This window comes from Pseudomonas sp. CFBP13509 (assembly GCF_005233485.1).
Taxonomy (GTDB): Bacteria; Pseudomonadota; Gammaproteobacteria; order Pseudomonadales; family Pseudomonadaceae; genus Aquipseudomonas; species Aquipseudomonas marginalis.
On the sequence record NZ_QGAA01000019.1, the window covers coordinates 76,269 to 97,175 of the forward strand.

The 20,907-nt window shown below is 61.6% G+C and carries 20 protein-coding genes; 6 read left to right on the top strand and 14 right to left on the bottom strand.

From position 1 onward, the window contains the following. Nucleotides 1-65: 65 nt before the first annotated feature. Together PspCFBP13509_RS25605 and PspCFBP13509_RS25610 are read right to left on the bottom strand one after the other, a co-directional pair. The gene (locus PspCFBP13509_RS25605; protein WP_065924526.1) at nt 66-1,232 is read right to left on the bottom strand and encodes a catalase family protein; all 1,167 of its coding nucleotides are present in this window, start codon (nt 1,230-1,232) and stop codon (nt 66-68) included. Then, on the bottom strand, nt 1,229-3,037 hold the full coding sequence (locus PspCFBP13509_RS25610; protein ID WP_065924527.1) for a di-heme-cytochrome C peroxidase: 1,809 nt from the start codon (nt 3,035-3,037) through the stop codon (nt 1,229-1,231). Before PspCFBP13509_RS25610 ends, PspCFBP13509_RS25605 begins: the two co-directional genes overlap by 4 nt. A gap of 258 nt (nt 3,038-3,295) precedes the next feature. On the opposite strand from PspCFBP13509_RS25610, the gene PspCFBP13509_RS25615 reads away from it, so the two are divergent. The 4 genes from PspCFBP13509_RS25615 (at nt 3,296) to PspCFBP13509_RS25630 (ending at nt 5,598) form a co-directional block, all read left to right on the top strand. Beyond that, nucleotides 3,296-4,027 carry an FKBP-type peptidyl-prolyl cis-trans isomerase gene (locus tag PspCFBP13509_RS25615; protein ID WP_012723274.1) on the top strand — a complete coding sequence of 244 codons (732 nt, stop codon included), beginning with the start codon at nt 3,296-3,298 and terminating at the stop codon, nt 4,025-4,027. A 312-nt stretch (nt 4,028-4,339) separates the two neighbouring features. Next, on the top strand, nt 4,340-4,798 hold the full coding sequence (locus tag PspCFBP13509_RS25620) for a YkvA family protein (protein ID WP_027607108.1): 459 nt from the start codon (nt 4,340-4,342) through the stop codon (nt 4,796-4,798). Between the two features lie 93 nt (nt 4,799-4,891). Continuing rightward, a complete protein-coding gene (locus PspCFBP13509_RS25625) occupies nt 4,892-5,230 on the top strand; it encodes a helix-turn-helix domain-containing protein (protein ID WP_065924556.1) in 339 nt (112 codons plus the stop codon). Continuing rightward, nucleotides 5,227-5,598 carry a hypothetical protein gene (locus PspCFBP13509_RS25630; protein ID WP_005786715.1) on the top strand — a complete coding sequence of 124 codons (372 nt, stop codon included), beginning with the start codon at nt 5,227-5,229 and terminating at the stop codon, nt 5,596-5,598. The genes PspCFBP13509_RS25625 and PspCFBP13509_RS25630 overlap by 4 nt, the downstream gene beginning before the upstream one ends. Here PspCFBP13509_RS25630 and PspCFBP13509_RS25635 read toward each other — a convergent pair. Together PspCFBP13509_RS25635 and PspCFBP13509_RS25640 are read right to left on the bottom strand one after the other, a co-directional pair. Next, nucleotides 5,595-7,364, bottom strand: a complete 1,770-nt coding sequence (locus PspCFBP13509_RS25635; RefSeq protein ID WP_043293707.1) for a bifunctional diguanylate cyclase/phosphodiesterase — start codon at nt 7,362-7,364, stop codon at nt 5,595-5,597. The genes PspCFBP13509_RS25630 and PspCFBP13509_RS25635 overlap by 4 nt on opposite strands. Nucleotides 7,365-7,482: 118 nt before the next feature. Next, nucleotides 7,483-9,564, bottom strand: a complete 2,082-nt coding sequence (locus PspCFBP13509_RS25640; protein WP_174562728.1) for a carboxy terminal-processing peptidase — start codon at nt 9,562-9,564, stop codon at nt 7,483-7,485. 138 nt (nt 9,565-9,702) lie between these two features. Between PspCFBP13509_RS25640 and PspCFBP13509_RS25645 the strand changes: the two genes are divergently transcribed. Beyond that, nucleotides 9,703-10,665 (top strand): zinc-binding dehydrogenase, encoded by a 963-nt coding sequence (locus PspCFBP13509_RS25645; protein ID WP_065924529.1) that lies wholly within the window; start codon nt 9,703-9,705, stop codon nt 10,663-10,665. A 97-nt stretch (nt 10,666-10,762) separates the two neighbouring features. Here the strand turns inward: PspCFBP13509_RS25645 and PspCFBP13509_RS25650 are convergent, their stop codons facing one another. From PspCFBP13509_RS25650 to PspCFBP13509_RS25675, 6 genes are all read right to left on the bottom strand, one after another. After that, the gene (locus tag PspCFBP13509_RS25650) at nt 10,763-11,416 is read right to left on the bottom strand and encodes an HAD family hydrolase (RefSeq protein WP_027607113.1); all 654 of its coding nucleotides are present in this window, start codon (nt 11,414-11,416) and stop codon (nt 10,763-10,765) included. Between the two features lie 30 nt (nt 11,417-11,446). Further along, complete coding sequence (locus PspCFBP13509_RS25655) at nt 11,447-12,436, bottom strand: ABC transporter ATP-binding protein (RefSeq protein WP_065924530.1); 990 nt, start codon at nt 12,434-12,436, stop codon at nt 11,447-11,449. Then, nucleotides 12,433-13,233, bottom strand: a complete 801-nt coding sequence (locus PspCFBP13509_RS25660; RefSeq protein ID WP_065924531.1) for an ABC transporter permease — start codon at nt 13,231-13,233, stop codon at nt 12,433-12,435. The genes PspCFBP13509_RS25655 and PspCFBP13509_RS25660 overlap by 4 nt, the downstream gene beginning before the upstream one ends. Further along, the gene (locus tag PspCFBP13509_RS25665; RefSeq protein ID WP_027607116.1) at nt 13,220-14,065 is read right to left on the bottom strand and encodes an ABC transporter permease; all 846 of its coding nucleotides are present in this window, start codon (nt 14,063-14,065) and stop codon (nt 13,220-13,222) included. Before PspCFBP13509_RS25665 ends, PspCFBP13509_RS25660 begins: the two co-directional genes overlap by 14 nt. After that, the gene (locus PspCFBP13509_RS25670) at nt 14,062-14,868 is read right to left on the bottom strand and encodes an alkaline phosphatase family protein (protein WP_137212863.1); all 807 of its coding nucleotides are present in this window, start codon (nt 14,866-14,868) and stop codon (nt 14,062-14,064) included. Before PspCFBP13509_RS25670 ends, PspCFBP13509_RS25665 begins: the two co-directional genes overlap by 4 nt. A gap of 293 nt (nt 14,869-15,161) precedes the next feature. Next, on the bottom strand, nt 15,162-16,238 hold the full coding sequence (locus PspCFBP13509_RS25675; RefSeq protein ID WP_027607118.1) for an ABC transporter substrate-binding protein: 1,077 nt from the start codon (nt 16,236-16,238) through the stop codon (nt 15,162-15,164). 347 nt (nt 16,239-16,585) lie between these two features. Between PspCFBP13509_RS25675 and PspCFBP13509_RS25680 the strand changes: the two genes are divergently transcribed. Further along, nucleotides 16,586-17,299: a UTRA domain-containing protein gene (locus tag PspCFBP13509_RS25680; RefSeq protein ID WP_065924533.1), complete on the top strand. Its 714-nt coding sequence runs from the start codon at nt 16,586-16,588 to the stop codon at nt 17,297-17,299. Nucleotides 17,300-17,407: 108 nt separating this feature from the next. Here PspCFBP13509_RS25680 and PspCFBP13509_RS25685 read toward each other — a convergent pair whose 3' ends face one another. The 4 genes from PspCFBP13509_RS25685 to PspCFBP13509_RS25700 are packed head-to-tail and all read right to left on the bottom strand — an operon-like array spanning nt 17,408 to nt 20,890. Beyond that, complete coding sequence (locus PspCFBP13509_RS25685) at nt 17,408-18,331, bottom strand: metal ABC transporter solute-binding protein, Zn/Mn family (protein ID WP_074845087.1); 924 nt, start codon at nt 18,329-18,331, stop codon at nt 17,408-17,410. Then, nucleotides 18,331-19,230: a metal ABC transporter permease gene (locus PspCFBP13509_RS25690; protein ID WP_027607121.1), complete on the bottom strand. Its 900-nt coding sequence runs from the start codon at nt 19,228-19,230 to the stop codon at nt 18,331-18,333. The genes PspCFBP13509_RS25685 and PspCFBP13509_RS25690 overlap by 1 nt, the downstream gene beginning before the upstream one ends. Further along, complete coding sequence (locus tag PspCFBP13509_RS25695) at nt 19,227-19,973, bottom strand: metal ABC transporter ATP-binding protein (protein WP_027607122.1); 747 nt, start codon at nt 19,971-19,973, stop codon at nt 19,227-19,229. Before PspCFBP13509_RS25695 ends, PspCFBP13509_RS25690 begins: the two co-directional genes overlap by 4 nt. Next, entirely contained in the window at nt 19,970-20,890 is a 921-nt protein-coding gene (locus tag PspCFBP13509_RS25700) for a metal ABC transporter substrate-binding protein (protein ID WP_065924535.1), read from the bottom strand. The genes PspCFBP13509_RS25695 and PspCFBP13509_RS25700 overlap by 4 nt, the downstream gene beginning before the upstream one ends. Nucleotides 20,891-20,907: the final 17 nt, after the last annotated feature.

Here is a 20,907-nt window from a genome sequence, read left to right on the forward strand (position 1 = left end):
CGGCGAAAGCGCCTCAATAGACCCGACGCAATCCTTACGACGCCGGGCCCATTGTTACGCAGTCTTTACGGGGCGTTGCGGCTGTGGCGGTAATCGCTGACCGCTTCATACACCGCCTTGCGCAAGCGATTGATGCCACCGATGGGCCGATGCTCGGCTACGCCAAACCATGGGTTGAACGACTGGTTGTCGCACGCCAGGTTCTGCTCGGGCGTATCGAAATCCTGGGCCGGGATCCGCACCTTGGCTACGCTCTCGTAGGGCGCATCGCTCTCCTTCCACTCGATGCTGGTGTCTTCGATCGGCATGAATTTCTGCGGGTTCTGCCGCTGGATCTGCAACACGAAACATGCCGGCACGCGGTCGGTGGACAGCTGCTGGCTCAAGGCACTGCGCAGGAAGTTCGGCAGGTCCTGGTTCTGCTTGGGCAGGGCGTATTCCGGGCAGCTCTGTGGGTCGGGCGCCACACGGAACTTGGCATTGGCCGCGCCGAACTTGTAGGGCGATACCGAAAAATAGGTGGTCTGTGTCGGGCTGGCCGGTGCGGGTGCCAGGGTTGCCAGGGCGATAAACAGGTGACGCACCTGCCAACTGCGCGGGTCGGCCTTGGGGAAGAACGCCAGGACTTTCTTGCCATCCGCCTGGGCGCCGATGTTCTGCGCGTACTCCGCCACATCGCTGACAAAGAAATTCGGGTGGCTGAACATCACGAAGTCCTGTTCCGTGCGGGCCTGCTGGTCGGCGAGCAATTGTTTGCCCGGCACATCCAACAGCTTGAGCGCCATGCCCCGGGCATCGCGGATGCTGTCGAACTGCGGGTAGGCGTTGCCGTTGGACAAGCGCATCATGGCCTGCCAGGTCTTGCCTGGTTCGGCAAATACGCCCTGGCGCAACGCCGGGTCGAGATCGGCCAGCACACTGACTTCGGCTTTCACGCAACCATGGGCCTTGGCGTGGGCATCGCGCAGGTAGCGCGTGCCTTCGCGATGCTGGTCAACGATGCGCACGGCGGTCTGGATAATGCCCTGGGTCATTGCCGCTTCACCCGCAGGGATCTGCTCGTCCGGCGACACCGGTCCGCTGTGCTGCCAGGCAAACCAGGCCGTGCTCGCCAGCCAGCCGAGCAGGCCGAGGCCCACCAGCCACAACAGGGTCTTGCCGAGAAACCGGCCAAGGCCCAGCCACAGGCGGGCGAGCAGGGAAGGTTGGTCGTATCGAGATCGGATCATCATGGCAGTTGTTGCTCCAGCGGGCCGCCCAGCACTTTGAGGTATTCCAGCAGTGCCCAGCGTTCCTGCGGCAGCAAGCTGCGGCCGATAACGCCATTGCCACGCTTGCCGGCACGGAATTCGTGGCCGCTGTTGTGGTTGCCGGTGAGTTTGGTATCGAACAGGAAGGCATTCTTGAACGCTGCGGTCTCAAAGCCCAGGTGACGCGGGTCGTAGTTGAAGGTGCCTTTATAGAAGGTGGTGCTGCGTTCATCCTGAGGCGAGAGCAACTGGTAGATCGTCGGCACCGAGCCGTTGTGCAGGAACGGCGGGGTCGCCCACACACCGGCCAGCGGGCGGGCCTTGTAGGCACGCAACTCGCGCACGCCAATGGGCAGGCCGTAGCCATCCAGGCGCGGGCGCTCGGCCGCGGTGACGCCGGCGGCGCGGTAGGCGTGATCTTCGACGAAGGCGGTGACGTAGGCCAGGCCCTTGGCCACGGACATTTTCTTCAGGTCCAGCGGCTCGGTGGGGGTGGGGTGCAGTTCGACATTGAGCTTGGCCAGTTCCGCCGGGTCCCACTGCAGGGCACTGAGGTCATAGCGCTGGTCGGCAATGTTGCTGGCGGTGCCGGGGTCGGTGCCGATGTACTCCACCGGCAGCATTTTCAGCTGCTGCACCGGGCGGCCATTTTCCTCGGTGACGGCCGGTACATGGCAGCCGGCGCAGTTCTCGGCGAACAGCGCGCGGCCCTGGGCGGCGAGGGGCTTGTCGACGGGGCCGAACAAGTCCTCGGGCCAGGTCGGTGGTTTGAGGCGTTGCAGGGTTTCTTCGATCCGGTTGAGGTCACGCACCCTGACGCTCGACGGGTAGCGCGCATCGCCCTGAAGCGGTTGGCCGGCGGCGTCGAAAAAGCTCAATGTCGCGCCTACACCGAGGGCTTCACCGATATTGCGCGCCATGGGTTGCTGGGCCGAGCCGTTCCATTGCACCCAGTCGAAGGTCCAGATGTCCCACAGCTGCGGGTAGTCCACCGGCGCATTGGCGACGCGGTAGTTGTCTGGCGAAATGGCATCGCCAAAGCTGGCATTGGCGATTCGGCCAAAGGCGTCGGTGCGGCCTGGTCCCTCTTCGGTGGGGTAGAGGCCGCGGTGGGTGTCGTTCCAGGCGACCTTGAGGAACTGGTTCAGCGACTGTTTGAAGTCCTCGCGCAACTGGCTGTGCTCGGCGTCGTAGCGATCCCCCAGCACCTGGCGGGCAAACCGCTCGAATTTCCAGGGGTTGTAGTAGGTGGCGGCGAGGCTGGCGACCAGGGCCTGGCCGAAACTGCCACCGCGCAAGGTGGGTACGCTGGAAGGCAGTACGTGTTGGGCCGAGCCGCCGTCGATACGCAGGGCCTGGCCCTTGAAGTGTAATTCGCCGGTATGGCAGGCGGCGCAGGTAATATCCAGGTACTCGACGTTGCTGTCGGCGTTTTTGTGCCGGGCGAAGCCCACGGGCAGGTTGCCGGGGTTTTGCGTGGTGGGTACCTGCTTGGGGTCCACCAGGAAACCGAAGCGCGCCAGGTACTCCGGCGTGGCAAAACGCCGCTCGGAGAACGGCAGTTCCAGGGCGGTGAACCAGTTGTAGTGCAGGCCTTTTACTTGGGTGCCCTGGGGCGTGAAGTAATAGGTCTGGCGGTCGGCGGCACTCCATTGGTCCTGGTAGCGCACCTGTTCCACCGGCACGTAGTCGGGCAGCCTGGGGTTGACGGTGTAGTACAGCACCACGGCCAGGATCAGGCCCAGCGCGATGAGTATCAGCAGTAAAACACGGGAAAAAATGCGCAAGATGGCTATCCTTGTCTCGGCCTTGTCGAGTGGTCGCGTTGTTATGCCACTACGCCACGGGTGCGGCAAGTGGCCATGAGTCAGATGAGAGGCGGTCCCGCGATCCGTCGCGGGCTCCCATAATGAATGAAAATGCTTTTAAACACGTGAACTTATCGGAAGTTTCCTGCTCACATGCCGGTAGCCATTGGTCGTGGCCGCCTGATAAGCTCGCGACTTTATTCGAATGCCCTTTTGGCGCATGAACAAGGAAATAGCATGAAACAGCATCGGTTGGCGGCGGCGGTGGCCCTGGTTAGCCTGGTACTTGCGGGTTGTGATTCGCAGACCAGCGTAGAGCTGAAAACCCCGGCGCAGAAAGCTTCCTACGGCATCGGCCTGAACATGGGCAAAAGCCTTGCCCAGGAAGGCATGGATGACCTGGATTCCAAAGCGGTAGCCCAAGGCATCGAAGATGCCGTCGGCAAGAAAGAGCAGAAGCTCAAAGACGACGAACTGGTTGAAGCGTTTGCCGCACTGCAGAAGCGTGCTGAAGAACGCATGACCAAAATGAGCGAAGAGTCGGCAGCCGCCGGCAAGAAATTCCTCGAAGACAACGCCAAGAAAGACGGCGTAGTCACCACCGCTTCCGGCCTGCAGTACAAGATCACCAAGAAAGCCGACGGCCCACAGCCTAAGCCAACTGACGTGGTGACTGTTCACTACACCGGCAAGCTCACCAACGGCACCACCTTTGACAGCTCCGTGGATCGCGGCAGCCCGATTGACCTGCCGGTCAGCGGCGTGATTCCTGGCTGGGTCGAAGGCCTGCAACTGATGCACGTAGGCGAGAAGGTCGAGTTGTACATCCCGTCCGACCTGGCCTACGGCGCCCAGAGTCCGAGCCCGGCAATCCCGGCAAACTCGGTGCTGGTATTCGACCTGGAACTGCTGGCCATCAAGGACCCAGCCAAGGCTGAAGCCCCTGCTGCACCTGCCGCCAAGAAGTAATCGGCGCTTGAACACGCAACGCCCCGTCTTGACGGGGCGTTGTTGTTTTCGGGGTTTTCAAAATCAGTACCTGTAGACATCCGATCGAACGCCCGTACGCTGTAACAGTCTGATGTAAGACTCGAGTACGGGTATCGGCACATCTGCGCCAAGTCAATGAATTCTTGGGTTTTTTTGATGTGCGCAAAAAACGCCCGATCTGACTGGAAGCCTTGTAGACCGTGGCTTTCAGCCGGTAAAACAGGCTCTGTTCACAAGGTTATCCACAATTTGTGTGGATAACCTTTCTGTTTGATGGAACTGGAGTGACAGATGAAACCACCCTTCAATTTCACCCGTTTCCTGCCCATGGCGGCACGCTTGCTGGGCCGTGGACGTTTGCCGACCCTGCTGTTCGCTGTCGCCGCCAAAGGCTCCAGCCAGGGCAACCGCCTGGGTAAGCTCAAGGATGATCTCAAGCTGCTTCAATCCCTGTGCCTGGCCTACTGGCGTGGCGAGTACCGAGCCATCAGCCCCAAGGCGCTGATCTCTGTGGTGGCGGGGTTGATGTATTTCCTCAGCCCGATTGATGCGATCCCGGACTTTATCCCCATGTTCGGCATGCTCGACGACATCGCCGTACTGGCGTGGGTCATGAAGACCCTGGAAGGTGAACTGAGCGCGTTTCGCGCCTGGCGTGACGCACAGCGCCCGGAAAAACTCGCGGTGGTTGAGCGTTTGCCTGCCACCCCGGCCTTGCTGGCCAAGGAAAACCCGCAAAAAAACGGATGACGTGGCTATCCCCCTGCGACCTTTGTGGCTGTTAGGATTACACTCCTAAGGAAAGAGCTTACTCAGTAAGTGCAGTTATCCTACGGGGCGGTCATGGATATTCAGATAATTTCACGCAATGGCGAACCCGAGTACGCGGTGTTGCCATGGGATCAGTACCAGGCGCTGCTAAAAGCCGCCGGTCAGCAACAGCCTTCACCGACGCCTTCTCCTACTGCACACGCCGCACCTGACCAGGATTTGCGCCCGCTCGCAGACCTGCGCGGCTTGCGTGAAGCCAAGGGCCTGGCGATTGAAGCGTTGGCCCGCACCGTGGGCATCAGCCCCTCGTATCTAGGATTGATCGAAAGTGGTGAACGTCAGCCGGATGCCGCAATCCGCCGCAGCCTGGCCTGGGAATTAGGCGTTGCAGGTTGGAGGGATGAATCTTGAGCCTACGTATCAGTCGTCAACATTGGGATGGGTTACTTAACGAACTGGACCAGGCGCGCCGCCAGCGCCATCTGCTGACCTACCGAGCACTGTTGGAGCGCCTGCAATTTCCGACGCCGGCGATGCAAACCCTGGCCGCTGCCTTGGAGCACCTGGCGGCGCTGGACGCCAAGGCCGAGCAACCGTTGCGCAGCTCCCTGGTGATCAGCCAGGGCGCCAGCCGCCTGCCGCGTACCGGGTTCTTTGAGTGTGTGGAGCGCCTGGGGCGTTTCAGCGGGCCGTCCGATGGTGTGGCCGCCGCCTCCTGGCATGCCTCGGAAGTGGTGCGGGTGTTCGAATACGAGTATCCGGAGTCTGCCGAGGCTTAAAGTGCCTGGGGCAACATGTCCATGCTGTCGATCACATGGATGCTGTAGCCGGTCATATCCTTGGCATGGTGCTTGGCCTGCGAGGCCAGTTCCGCCAACTGGCTGGCATCGAGTTGTCCACAGGCCTGTGGATACAAATGCACCACCCCGATCGACAGTGACAGCAACGCAAACTCCTGGCGTACGCCCTGGCGGTTCAGCGCCACGAAGCAGCCGGCGTCGAGGTGCTCGGCGCGGTAGAAGCGCCTGCACTGGGTATGGAAATCGTCCAGTAGCTGGTTGAGCCGCTTGCGCCAATCCTGTGGCCCCAATACCAGCAGAAAGTCATCGCCACCGATGTGCCCGACAAAGTCGCGGCTGGGGTCGACCCGGTCGTTCAGGCACTGCGCCAGGCACAGCAACACCTCATCCCCACGTCCGTAGCCGTAGATGTCGTTGAACGGCTTGAAGCTGTCGATATCCACGTAGCAGATCACCGATTCTCGCTGTTGCTGCAACAGTCGCGTCAGGCACTGCTGGATCGGCACGTTGCCGGGCAGCAGGGTCAGCGGGTTGGCATAGCGCGCCTGCTGGATTTTCAGTTCGGTGATCAGCTTGAGTACATCGATTACCCGGCCCAGGCCGAGGTAATCGCCATTGAGGGTGATGATGAAATCTTCTTCGATACGTTGCCGTGCGCGGCTGGTCAGCAGGCGGCTGACCTGTTGCAGCGACTGGCTCAACTCTACCGCCAGAAAATCCGTACTCATCAGCCGGCTGATGGGCTTGCGCGCAAACAGGTCGGTGGCAAACGGCTTGAGCAGCGCATCGGAGAGTGAATGCCGGTGCACGATCCCCACCGGGTGGCCGCGTCCATCCAGAACCGCCAGGGAGTTAAGGTTGGCCTGGCGGCGGAACGCCTCCAACACCTGGGCGGTGGCGGTGTCCTGATCGACCGCCGGTTGTTCGCTGAGCAGGGCGCTGAGGTCGCCGGCTTCTTCGCTGAGGGCCACATTGGCCTGGTCGGGCTTGGGCAGCATCTGGCGCGCTTCCTGTGGCGGCTGCTCCTGTGGACGGCAGAGCAGGTAACCCTGGACCAGGTCGACGCCCATCTCGGTCAATACCGCCAGCTCTTCCGGCAATTCGATGCCCTCGGCGATCACCTGGGCCCGTGAGGCCCTGGCGATCTGCAGGATAGAGCCGACAAACTCACGCTTGAGCGCATCCTGATGGATACCGTCGATAAAGTGGCGGTCGATCTTCACGTAATCCGGGCGCAGCTCCGACCACAAGCGCAGGCTGGAATAGCCGGCACCCAAGTCATCCAAGGCAATCGAAAAGCCCATGTTGCGGTAATGGTGCAGGGCGGTTTGCAGCAGGTCGAAATCGTCGGTGGGGGTCTGCTCGGTGAGTTCGATCACCACCTGGCTCGGCGGAATGCCGAAGTCGCGCAGCAATTGCAGGGTGCGGCCCGGTTGATGAGCGGTCTCCATCAAGGATTCGGGCGAGACATTCAGGAACAGCTTGCCCGGCAGCTTTTGCTCGCTGAAGCGGCGGCATGCGCTTTCGCGGCAGGCCATTTCCAGTTCGCTGAGGCGACCGGCATGGCGCGCCACCGAGAACAGCGCGATGGGGGAGTGCAGCGGGCTGTTCGACGGGCCGCGGCTGAGGGCTTCGTAGCCAAGGATGCGCCGTTCTGACAGGCAGATGATCGGTTGGAACAGGCTGTGCAAACTGCCTTGAGCCAGGATAGAGCCCAATGCACTCAGCTGTTCGGTCATAGTCATGGCGATCTCGATCGAAAAAAAAGGACCGTGGGCGTTACGCCGACGGTCCTTCATTTCACGACAGAATGATGTCTATATGATGACACTCCAGGGAGCGATCACATTAAATCGCCATCATTTACTGCTTGGCCACCTGTTTGGTGATTTTCAGGTAGTCCAGCAGGATCCGGCCGCTCTCGGCCAGGTAAGCGTCGTCTTCCGGCTTGGTTTTATCCGCTTCGGTCGGCAGCGCATCCTCGTCTTCTTTCTTCAGCTCCTTGAGGGGTTCTTCGCCCTTGGCCTTGCGGCGGATGTTTTCCAAGGCGAGTTGCTTGTTTTCGATGTCGGAGTGCTGTGCACGACGGTCCACTTCATTGAGGCTGACGGTTTTTTCTTCCATCAACTTCTTGGCCAGGGCCAGCTTGTCGCGGATGAACACAAACTCGGCATCCTTGGCGGAGCGGGTATCGTGGTCAGCCTTCAACTGCGCGAGGAACGGCTTGAACGGGTCCGAGGCCGGCTTGATCGCAGGACGGATGGTGTCCCACGGCATGGCTTCCGGCAGGGCGCTTTCGCCGATTTCCTTGGTGTCGATGATCGACGGGAAATCGATGTCCGGCAGTACGCCCTGATGCTGGGTGCTCTGCCCGGAAACCCGGTAGAACTTGGCCAGCGTCAGCTTGAGCTCGCCATGGTTCAGCGGCTGGATGGTCTGCACGGTGCCTTTGCCGAAGGTCTGGCCGCCGATGATCAACGCGCGGTGGTAGTCCTGCATGGCGCCGGCGAAAATCTCCGAAGCCGAAGCCGACAGACGGTTGACCAGCAACGCCATCGGGCCTTTGTAGAAGGCACCCGGGTTCTCGTCTTCGAGCACGTCGACACGGCCATCAGCGTTGCGTACCAACACGGTCGGGCCCTTGTCGATAAACAGGCTGGTCAGCTCGGTGGCTTCCTGCAGGGAACCGCCGCCGTTGTTGCGCAGGTCGATGACCACGCCGTCGACTTTTTCCTTCTGCAGCTCGGTAAGGATTTTCTTCACGTCGCGGGTGGTGGACTTGTAGTCCGGGTCACCGGCACGGAAGGCCTTGAAGTCCAGGTAGAAGGCCGGGATTTCAATCACCCCCAGCTTGTAGTCCTTGCCATCCTGCTTGAGGTTGAGGACTTTCTTCTGCACGGCCTGGTCTTCGAGCTTCACCGCTTCACGGGTGATGGACACGATCTTGCTGGTCTGGTCGTTCGGTGCATTGGTGTGCGGAATCACTTCCAGGCGCACCACGCTGCCTTTCGGCCCACGGATCAGCTTGACCACTTCGTCCAGGCGCCAACCGACCACATCGACCATCTCTTTGTCGGCCTGGGCCACACCGATGATCTTGTCGGCAGGCGCAACCTGCTTGGTCTTGTCTGCCGGACCGGCCGGCACCAGGCGCACGATCTTCACCTGGTCATTGTCGCTTTGCAGGACGGCACCGATGCCTTCCAGGGACAGACTCATGTTGATATCGAAGTTTTCCGCGTTATCTGGCGACAGATAATTGGTGTGCGGATCGTAGGACATCGCGAAGGTGTTGATGTAGGCCTGGAAGATATCTTCGGCACGGGTCTGGTCCAGGCGTGCCAGTTGATTCTTGTAGCGCTTGGTCAACAGTTCCTGGATGGCCTTGGGCTCTTTGCCGGCGATCTTCAGGCGCAGCACTTCGTCCTTGACGCGTTTGCGCCAGAGGTCGTCGAGGGCGGCGGTGCTGGTCAGCCAAGGCGCGTCCTTGCGGTCCACCAGAAGGGTTTCCTTCTGGGTGAAGTCGAGCTTGTCGACACCCTTGTCCAACTCACCCAGGGCGAAGTCCAGACGCGCTTTCACGCGATCCAGGTAGCGCTTGTAGATGGTGAAGCCGGGCTGCAGGTCGCCGCTCTTGAGGAAGTCGTCGAACTGCGTCTTCCACTTGTCGAACTCAGCGATATCGCTGGCCAGGAAGTAGCTGCGCGACGGGTCCAGCAGCTTGAGGTAGCTGTCATAGATGATCACCGAGCGCGCGTCGTCCAGCGGCGGCTTGCTGTAGTGATGACGCTTGAGCAACTCGACGACGTTAAGGCTGGCAATCACCTCATCGCGGTCCGGCTGAAGGTTGTCCCAGCTGTTGGCTGCGAACGTATTGGTCGACATCGACGCGAAGCCGATACCAATGAAAAGAGCGAGGGCGGTGCTGGGGAACAGATGCTTCATGCTGATTCGACGCGGGGGCAATTGATAACGCATATTAGGCCGTCTTTGAAGTTGCCGGTTCCATAGGGGCCGGTCGCATAATGCAAAAAGCCCGGCGCTACTGCTACGGGCTCAGTCCAGACTCACTATGGAGGCACTGTGAAAGCATTGCAAGGCGTTGAAGGTCATGTGGAGTGGTTGGACGAACCAAGTCCTACATGTGATGTAGGCCAAGTTCGCATTCGTGTGGCGGCTGCGGGCCTTAATCGCGCCGATTTATTGCAGCGTGCAGGGCTCTATCCGCCACCGCCTGGCGCCAGTGCCGTACTGGGACTTGAGTGTTCCGGGGTGATCAGTGAAGTGGGCCCGGGTTCGTCCTGGCAGGTGGGCGATCGCGTCTGTGCGTTGCTGGCCGGTGGCGGCATGGCCGAAGAAGTGGTGGTGGATGCACGTCATGTGCTGCCGGTGCCGGAAGGTTTGTCGCTGATTGAAGCGGCGGCGCTGCCGGAGGTGTACAGCACTGCGTGGCTCAATCTGTTCCAACTGGCGGGCCTCAAGCCCGGTGAGAAAGTGTTGCTGCACGCCGGCGCCAGTGGCGTGGGCTCGGCGGCCATCCAGCTGTGCAAGGCATTTGGCAGCCCGTGCTGGGTCAGCGTCGGCTCGGCGCAGCGCCTGGCCTACTGTGAAGACCTGGGCGCCCAGGGCGGCGTAGTACGCACTGACGGTATCGAAGGGCTGCGGGATTTCGGGCCATTCGATGTGATCCTCGATCCGGTCGGCGGCAACTACGCCGCGCTGGACCTCAAGCTGCTGGCGCTGGACGGTCGCTGGGTGTTGATCGGCTTGATGGGCGGCCGCGAGGCGCAACTGGACCTGGCCCAGGTGCTGGCCAAGCGTGTGCAACTGCTGGGTTCGACCCTGCGCAGCCGTGACGATCAGTTCAAGGCCGACCTGTTCAGCGACCTGAGCCAGCATGTATGGCCGTTGTTTGCCGAAGGTCGCCTGAGCCCGCAATTGGCCAGGACGTTCCCGATCAAGGATGCCGAGGCGGCGTTTGCGGAGCTGGCGACTAACCAGATCGCCGGGAAGCTGGTGTTGGTAATTGACGAGAGCCTGACCTGATCCCGGATTGGAATAGGGTCGATGTAGGAGGGGGCAAGTCGAATCGTCGCACCGCCCCTCCCACCTTTGATTGGATTTCAAGTCGGGATAGGCGGTCTCAGACCCAGTGGTGGATTGGCCAGCCGGATTTTTCGGCGTGGGCGCGCAACACCGGGTCCGGGTTCACCACCTGCGGGTGCTCCACCTTCAGCAACAACGGCAAGTCATTGCGCGAATCCGAATAGAAATACGCGCCGTCCAGCGATTCACCTTCCTGTTCCAGCCATTCCAGCAAGCGCGTGATCTTGCCTTCGCGGTAGGTCAGTACCCCCACGGTACGGCCGCTGTACACGCCATGACTCACTTCCAGCTCAATCCCCAGCACCTCATCAATGCCGATACGCGCCGCAATCGGTTTCACCAGGTGGGTCCCCGAGGCGGAGATTACCAGGATCCGGTCGCCATTCGCCCGATGGCGGGCGATGGTCCTGGTGGCGTCGCTGTAGATCAGCGGTTCAATCACATCCTCGACCCAGGGCTCCACCAGGTGCTCGATTTCCTCCGGGGTGCGGCCGATCATCGGTTCCAGGCTGAAGTCCATGAAGTCTTCCATGGCCAGCTCGCCGCGGCTGTAGGCGTCCATCAGCTCGTTGTTCCTGCCCATGAACGACGCCGGGTCGACCCAGCCCAGGCGCCCCATCTGTTCGCTCCAGAGGGTGGCGCAGTCGCCATGGATCAGGGTGTCGTCCAAATCAAAAATTACCAATGCCATCCGTTACGCTCTCTCAAGATTCACTGCTGCTCAGGCTACTTCACACAGCGCACTGGGGTCGATGGAAAGTGCCAGGCGCTGGCCGTCCGGGTGCAGATCGTCCGCCGAGCGGTTGAGCACGTCCACCACCAATTCCACGCCACGGGCTTCGATGCGGTAGCGAATCACGTTGCCCAGCAGGCTGTGGCTGCGCACCAGCGCGTCGAGTTCGCCGCTGCGGCTCAGTTCGATGGCCTCCGGGCGAATCGCGATGCGCCCGCTGATCGGGCGTTGCAGCAGTTGGCTGGCCTTGTCGGCGTCCAGCAGGTTGTAGTTGCCGATGAAACCGGCGGCGAATACATCCACCGGTGCGGTGTAGAGGGTCTCGGCATCGCCGCTTTGCACGATCTTGCCCTGGTTCATCAGGAAGATCCGGTCCGACATGGTCAGGGCTTCTTCCTGGTCATGGGTCACGAAGATCGTGGTCAACCCCAGTTCGCGCTGGATCTGGCGGATCTGTTCGCGCAGGTGCTTGCGAATCCGTGCATCCAGCGCCGACAGCGGCTCATCCAGCAGCAACAGGCGCGGGCGGGTGACCAGGGAGCGGGCCAGGGCCACCCGCTGGCACTGGCCGCCGGACATCTGGTGCGGGTAGCGGCCGGCCAGGTCCTTGAGTTCCACCAGTTGCAGCACTTCCTGCACGCGCTTGTGGCTGTCATCGGCGTTGACCTTTTGCATGCGCAGGCCGAAGGCGACGTTCTGTTCCACGGTCATGTTGGGGAACAGCGCATAGCTCTGGAACACCATGCCGATGTTGCGTTTCTGTGGGCTCAGCGGAACGATGTCCTGGCCGTCCAGCAGGATTTTCCCACTGTCCACTGCGGTCAGGCCGGCGATGCAGCGCAGCAGGGTGGACTTGCCGCAACCGGATGGGCCGAGCAGGGTGACGAACTCACCCTTGGCGATTTCGCAGTTGATGTCACTGAACACCGGGGTGCCGGCGTAGCCTTTTTGCAGATGTTGGACGCTGACGAAGCTCATTGGCTTTTGTCCTTGTTCAAGGTATTGGCGGCCCAGGTCAGCACCAGCACAAAGAAGAAATAGGAAATCACGACGGCGCTGGTGAAGTGGCCGCTGCTGTTGCGCATGTTGTTCAGGTACACCTGCAGGGTCTCGTAGCGGGTACCCACGAGGATATTGGCGAACACGAACTCACCGAACAGGAACGAGAACGACAGCAGCAGCGCCACCATCAGGCCTTTGCGCAGGTTGGGCAGCACCACGAAGAGCGCGGCCTGCCAGGTGCTGGCGCCGAGCAGTTGCGAGGCGTCCATCAGGTCGCGCAGGTTGATGGCTTGCAGGTTGTTGGTGATCGCCCGGTACATGAATGGCAGCGCCACGGTGAAGTAGCAGCCGATCAGGATCCACGGCGTGCCCACCATCGCCAACGGCCCGGAACCGTACAGTTGCAGAAGGCCCACCGACGACACCACCGGCGGTACCGCGAAGGGCAGCAGGATCAGGATGTTCATCAAGGCGTCGAGCCTGGGAAAGTGGTAATGCACCACGAACAACAGCGGCAGAATCAACACCACCGACAGGATCAACGCACCCACGCACACCAGCAACGATTGCCCGAAGGCCATCAGGAAGCGTGGGTCGCTCCACAGCTGCACATACCACTTCACCGTGAAGCCCGCCGGCAGAATGGTTGCCGACCAACTGCTCGCAATGGAGTAGACGAACGTGCCGATCAGCGGCAGCACCAGGATCGCGAACAACAGGTACACCACCACGCGGTGGTAGAGGGAGGCCGGGCCGGCTTCAGCGCGAGACATGGTAGCTCCTCTTGAGCAGCAGTTGATGGACCACGGTGACCACGGTCATCAGCGCAACCAGCACCACGGCCAGTGCGCTGGCCATGTTTGGATCGAGGGATACATCCCCCGACACGAGGCCGGCGATACGAATCGGCAGCACGTTGAAGTTCCCGGTGGTCAGGGCGTAGACCGTCGCGTAGGCACCCAGGGCATTGGCCAGCAGGATCACGAACGTGCCCAGTAGCGCCGGGGTGAGCACCGGCAAGCCGATATGCCGCCAGAACTGCCAGCCATTGGCGCCGAGCAGGGCGGCTGACTCACGCCAGTCTTCACGCAGTGCGTCGAAGGCTGGGTAGAGCAGCAGCACGCCGAGGGGAATCTGGAAGTAGGTATAGAGGATGATCAAGCCGGTCTTGGAATACAGGTTGAAGTCCTGAATGATCCCGGCCTGCTTGAGCATGATGGTGATGCTGCCATTGAACCCCAGCAGAATGATGAACGCGAAGGCCAGGGGCACGCCGGCAAAGTTGCTGGTCATGTTGGCGAAGGCGGTGACGAAGTTGCGCAGCGGCGAATCCACCCGGCGCAGGGAGTAACTGCCCAGCGTGGCGATGATGATGCCGAAGATGCTTGAGTAGAAGCTGATCTCCAGGCTGAACTGGATGGCTTGCAGGTAGAACTTCGAACTGAAGATGCGCGTGAAGTTGTCCAGGCCCCAGCCAGTGTCTTCGGTCTGCAGGCTATTGATCAGCACCCATACCAGCGGGGCGATTTCGAACACGATAAAGAACAGCGCGAAAGGCACCAGGCACAGGAGTGCCAGCCATTTGCCACGGGATATTGAACTCACTTCAGTAACTCCCGGCACACAGGTTTGTCGTGGGGTACGCCCAGCAGTTCGCAGACGGTGCCGCACAGCTCGGTTTGTTTCGGTGCGGCGTGGGTGTCCAGGCTGAAGGCATCGCCGAGCACGAACAGCGGCACTTCCCGTTCTTCCGGCAGTAGGCCGTTGTGGGAGCGGTCGTTGTTCATACCGTGGTCGGCGGTCACCAGCACCTGGTAACCGGCATCGAGCCAGGCTTGCAGGTAGTCGGCCAGGATGATGTCGGCCGAGCGTGCGCTGTTGCGGTACTGCGGCGTGTCGAGGCCGTGTTTGTGGCCGGCGTCGTCGATGTTCATCGGGTGCACCACCATGAAGTCCGGCGCGTGCTTGAGCCGCAGGCTGTCGGCGTCGGCGAACAGGTGGGAATCGGGGTAGTGGTCATTCCAGTAGAAATGCCCGTGCTGGATCGCCAGCGTCTTGTCGTCGGTATGACGATCCCGTGCGGCGAGAAAGGGCGTGCGGTTATACAACTCGCTGACCCAATGGTAAGCCGCCGCTGCGGTGGTAAGGCCGGCGTCGGTGGCGTAATGGAAAATGCTGCGCTGGTTGGACAGGCGCGAGACATTGTTGTGCACGATACCGCTGTGGATCGGTGGCACGCCGGTGAGGATGCATTCGTACAGCGGGCGGGACAGGGCGGGCAGTTCACATTCCAGCTTGTAGAGGGCCGCGCGTCCTGCGCCGACATAGGCCTGCAAGTGTCCCATGGCGTGCCGGGCAACCTCGAAGTTCAGGCCGTCGAGCACGACAAGGATGACAGTGTGCTTCATGGGGGAGAGCGCTCCGCAGCAATAGACTTGACTCACTTCCCCTGGAGGAGCGAGGTCAAAAGTGTGGGAGGGGGCAAGCCCTAATGCCAGTCAGTTAAGCGTACATCGCCTCCTGTAGGAGCGAGCTTGCTCGCGAAAAACGTCAACGATAACGCGTGCTTCCTGAATGAACGCGGCGCCTGTGAGTTTTTCGCGAGCAAGCTCGCTCCTACAAAAAGCCTTAACTGACTGGCATTAGGGCAAGCCCCCTCCCACATTGGATCTCCAGTGGATTTCCAATGTGGGCGACAGGCTTACTTCATTTCTACGATGACCTGCTCGTTCCACAACTGTGGCAGCTTCTTGGAAGTCGCTTCCCACGCATCGGCATCCTTGATCGGCTGCGGGTTGGCCTTGGTGTACTGCTCGCCCGGGATCAGGTTCTTGGCGATGTCGGCCGGCAGCTTCAGGTCGGTTTCGGCACGGATCGGACGTGCGTTGCCACGGGCCAGGTTGAGTTGGCCGGCGTCGCTGAAGATGTATTCGCGGGTCAGCTTGGCGGCGTTCGGGTGCTTGGCGTATTTGTTGATGATGGTGGTATAGCCGGATTTCACCGAACCGTCCGATGGGATCAGCACCACGTAGTCATCCGGGTTGGCCATCTTGGCTTTGTAGCTCAGGCCGTTGAAGTCCCAGACGATACCCACTTCGACTTCGCCTTTTTCCATGGTGGCGATGGTCGGGTTGGACAGGCCGAGGCGACCTTGCTGGGCGATCTTGGTGAAGAATTGCAGGCCGGGGGCGATGTTCTTTTCATCGCCTTTATTGGCGATGGCGGCGGCGAGTACGGCGTTGGAGGCCTGGGCCGCAGTGCTCACGTCACCCACCGAGACTTTGTATTTGCCGGTTTGCAGGTCCGCCCAACTGGTAGGGACTTCGGAACCGTGCAGCAGCTTCTTGTTGACGATGAACGCGATGGTGCCGGTGTAGGCCAGGGCCCAATGACCGTCCTTGTCTTTCGCCCAATCCGGCACCGAAGCCCAGTTGGACGGTTTGTACGGCTGGGTGACTTCCTGCTTCACCGCGATCGGGCCGAAGGCCGCGCCTACGTCGCCGATGTCGGCGCTGGCGTTGTCTTTTTCGGCCTTGAACTTGGCGATTTCCTGGGCCGAACTCATGTCGGTGTCGATGTGCTTGAGGCCGTAGGTCTTGGCCAGGTCTTCCCAGGTGCCTTTCCAGTTGGCCCAGTCATCGGGCATGCCGACGCTGTTGACGGCACCTTCCGCCTTCGCGGCGGCTTCCAAGGTTTTTAGATCGGTATCAGCGGCCATGGCGGCGGTGCACATGGCAATGGTCGAGCCTAACAGTGATGCCAGGAAAAGCTGTTTCATCCGAAGCTCCTTTGGGCGTTTTCAACGCGGCGGTGTTTTCTACGGTGTTGTTGGTCTAGGTCAGAGCAATACCTGAGCCAATCTAGACGCGATGGATGACAGTTTCATGTCGATGTCGTTTTCATAGCCTTGATGTCGCTCGGCGCAGACTTAGCGTAGACCATGCTCAAATGCCCGCAGCGACTGGACTTGGCCGATGTATTGCAGGGTGTGGTGCAGGGACGGGGCAGGGACTGTCATCTGTCGGTCATCAGGAGTGCCTAGGCTGGCAAGAAGTCATGCAAGCCCACTTATGCAGCGGTTTGTGCACCTGAACAGTGCTGGTCTAGTCCAGATAGGTAACATTGATGCGTGATGAGGCAATCAAGGCGGTGACATCCATCGGGCTGGCGCTGCAAGAGCAGATCGACCACGGCCTGTTGCCGCCTGCAAGCAAGCTGCCCGCCGAGCGCAAGCTCAGCGAGTTGTTTGGTACCACTCGAATTACCGTGCGGGAAGCCTTGTTACAACTGGAGGCTCAAGGGCAGATTTATCGCGAGGAGCGTCGTGGCTGGTTTGTCTCGCCGCCTCGGCTGGCCTACAACCTGATGCAGCGCAGCCACTTTCACGCCATGGTCAACGACCAGGGGCGGGTGGCATCCACCGAAGTGATCAGTGCGCGGCTGCAGCCGGCCTCGGCCGCGGTGTGTGCGTGGTTGCAGCTGCCGGCGTTGTCCAGGGTGATCCAGATTTGCCGGGGACGGCGGATTGACGGGCGGCTGGTGTTGTATGTGGAGCACTACCTGAACCCGCAGTATTTCCCGGGGATTCTTGAGTGCGACCTGAATCAGTCGATGACCGAGTTGTATGCGCGCAAGTACGACTTGCATTACGGGCGGGTGCGCTTCGAGATCGTGCCGACCTCATTGCCTGTGGAAGCGGCGGCGGCATTGCGCGTGTCGGTGGGCAGCCCGGGCTTGCGGATCGCCCGGGTCAATTATGACCAGCACCAGCGCTTGATCGACTGCGACCTGGAATTCTGGCGGCATGATGCGATTCATGTCGGCGTCGATGTGGTGTGATCGGGGGGCTTCCTGTAGGAGCGAGCTTGCTCGCGAAAGATGTCAAGGATGACGCGGGAGACCTGGCTCCCCGCAACGCCCTCAAGTTTTTCGCGAGCAAGCTCGCTCCTACAGTGAGTGCACCGTGAGTGCCTTGATCACCTGGTCCACATTGGTTTCCAGCTCCGATACCGGGTCCGCGCCGTCGACGTTCAACACCAGCAGCGTTGAACCGCCTGCCGTGATGGCGGCTTTCACTGCATCACTCGGCTGGCGATGATGCAGCACCACGGCCACGTCGTTGTCCTTCAGCTCGGCACTGAGCTTCTGTAACGCCTCAGGCGTCCAATCGGCGTCGGGCCGGGCATCGGTGCTGAGCAGTTCCAGATTCAAACTGCTGATCAGATAGGCAAAGTGATCGCTCAAACTGACCACGCTCAGGTTGTCCGCCTTGGCCAGTCGCGCCTCGCTGTCGGCGCTGAGCTTGAGCAGGCGTTGCTTGAGGGCGGCCAGGTTGGCGTCGATCTTCGCCTTGGCGCCCGGTGCCAGGCGGCTCAGGTCGGCGGCCAGGACATCGGCCATGCGCCCCAGGTTGTTGCTCGATTGCCACGGCTGGCTGTTCAAGCCATCGGCGACGCCAGGTTGCACGGCGATGCCCGGCAGGCCGCCATCCACCGGGCGTGCCGCATCGATTTCGACGATGCGGATATTGCTGCGCCGTGCCACGGGGTAGAGCGGGTCATCGGCCCACAGCGAGCGCACGCCGATGGCGGCGTCGGCGTCCTGGGCCAGGCTGTTCAGTGCCGGCGCGCCACGGCCGGTGAAGTACGACACCTGCCGCGAGCCCGGCAGGTTGGCCGGCGCGGCGCGCTCGAGCTGCACGTCGGTGCCCTTGAGCAGCACCTGCGCCAGGCCATAGGTGATCGGCAGCGAGGCCAGGACTTTGACCGGTTTGGCCGCGTGAGCAGCAGGTTTACCCACGTCGGCCGCCATCAGCGGCGTGGTGATCAGGCAAGCGATGGCCAGGGCCAGAGGTTGAAGAACGGAGCGCATTATCCAAGGTTCCCTTTAAGGCTGGGCACGGTGCCCCGCGCGACGGCGGCAAGGGCGAAAGCGATACCGGCCATCAGGATGATCGCGGCACCGGAGGGGATGGGCAGGTCGAAGATGATCGGCAACAGGATCCCGCACAGGGTGCTGACGGTGGCGATCACCACCGAGATCCAGAAGAAGCCTTTGAGCGACTGGCTCAGCAGGCGTGCCGCTGCAGCCGGGATCACCAGCAGCGCGCCCACCAGGATGGCGCCGATGACCTTGACTGCCGCCACGGTGATCAGCGTCACCAGGATCACGAACAGGTAGTCCAGGGTCTTCACCGCCACACCACGCACCGCCGCCAATTGCGGGTTGAAGCTGGCGAGCATGATGCGGTTGTACAGCGGCAGCGCGAGGGCCATCACCAGGGCGCCGACAATCGCCAGTACCAGCAAATCGTTGCCGTTGACCGTCAGCACCGAGCCGAACAGCACGTTTTCGAGGATATGCACGTTGATCTTGCCCGCCAGGATCAGCAGCAGGCTGGCGCCCAATGCCAAGGACACCGACAGGAACACGCCGATCAAGGTATCCGGCGCCAGGCCGGTGCGGTTGCGCAAGTAGTTGAGCAGGATGCCGAACAACAGGCAGTAACCGAACAGGCTGCCATAGGGCCCGGTGTAGGGCTCACCCAGGAGGATGCCCACGGCCACGCCGGTCAGTGCGGCATGGCCGACCGCTTCGGAGAAAAACGCAAAGCGCTTGACCACCACCAGCGTGCCCAGGCCGCCCAGCACCGGGCCGATCAGCAGGCCGGCGAGCAGGGCGTTGACCACAAAACCATAGGCCAGTGCCTCCGGCAGGTAACCGGACGAGGCCCAGCCCTGGACCATCAGGCGAAACGCTTCATAACTCATGGCGCCGGGCTCCGAGGATGGGTAGAGAACAGGGTCAGCAGGCGCTCCGGGGTCAGCGCCTCTTTCGGCGTGGCGTCGAACAGCAGGCGGCGGTTCAGGCCGGTGACGCGGTCGGCCAGGCGGCCCACGGCTTCCAGGTCGTGCTCGATCCACAGCACGGTGATCCCGGCCAGGCGCCAGTCATTGAGCAGGCGTTCGAACACCTGGATACCGGCCTCATCGAGGGCCGACATCGGTTCATCCAGTACCAGCAGTTGCGGCGCCGGAATCAACCCTTGGGCCAACAACACACGCTGGCGCTCACCGCCGGACAGCGCGCCCATGCGCCGCTTGCGCTTGTCCTGCATGCCGACCCGTTCCAGCGCCTCGCCAATCGCGGCGGCGTAATGTTTGGACAAACCCAGGAACGCCGGGCGCCGCTGGCACATGGCGGCCATGAAATCGTCGACCGTCATCGGCAGGCCCCGGTCGAACTCCAGCGCCTGGGGCACATAGCCGATGGTGCCGGGCGTGCCCGGCCACTGCAGGCTCAGTTGCCCCTGATGCGGTGTTTGCCCCAGCAGGGTCTTGATCAGCGAGCTTTTGCCGCCGCCATTCGGCCCCACCAGCGCATGGATGCTGCCCGGCTGCACCTGGAAGCTCACGCCGTCGAGGATCACGGTGCGGCCCAGGGTCAGGGACACCTGGTCGAAGTCGAGGGTCGGGCCGACGCTGGCGACCTTAAGTTGCTGCGCTGCGGTCATGCCCCCGACTCCTGAATCGCCCGCACCACGGTGTTGAGGTTGCCGGTCATTTCCACTTCGTATTTTTCAGCGCTGTATTCGCCGTAGGAAATATGCGACAGCGGGTACAGCTTGACCCCGGATTCACGCTGGATGGTGTCGACGTAAGTGGACGGGAAATCCATCTCCGAGAAGATCACCTTCACGTCCAGGGCGCGCAGTTCGTCGATGGTCTTCTTCAACTGGCTGGGGCTCGGCTCGATCCCGTGGGCCGGCTCGACCACGGCCGTGACTTCCAGGCCGAACTCGCGCAGCAGGTAATCGTAGGCCGCGTGCACGGTGGCGACGCGCAGGTCCGGGTTGGGTGCGCCGGTCAACTTGGCCAGGGCATCGGCGCGCATCTGCCGCAGGCGTTTGCCGTAGGCGCGGGCGTTCTGGGTGTAGGTCTTGGCGTTGTCCGGGTCGAGCTTGCCCAGCTCGCGGGCGATGTTGTTGACCTGGGCAATCGACGCACTGATCGACAGGAAGGTGTGCGGGTTGACCACCTTGCCGGCACCGCGCGCGGCGTTGCCGGTGGCCGCCAGCAGCGGCACGTTGGCGTTGGCTTCGATCACCGGAATGTCCGGGCGCTCGCTGGTGGCGATCATGCGGTCGGCGAAATCGTCATGGCCGACGCCGTTGAGCACGATCACATCCAGGGTGCCGATGCGCTTGATGTCTTCGGCACGTGGCTCGTAGGCGTGGGGGTTGAAGCCGGCCGGGATCAGTGGCACCACTTCGGCCTTGTCGCCGACGATATTGGCCACGTAGCTGTAATAAGGGTGCAGGGTGATGCCGATACGCAGGCGTTTGGCGGCCTCGGCATTCGCGAGGGGAGCGAGTATCAGGCTGAACAGGCCAACCAGAAACACGCGCAACAGGGGCGATGAAATAGACATGGGCAATCGGTCTTCTC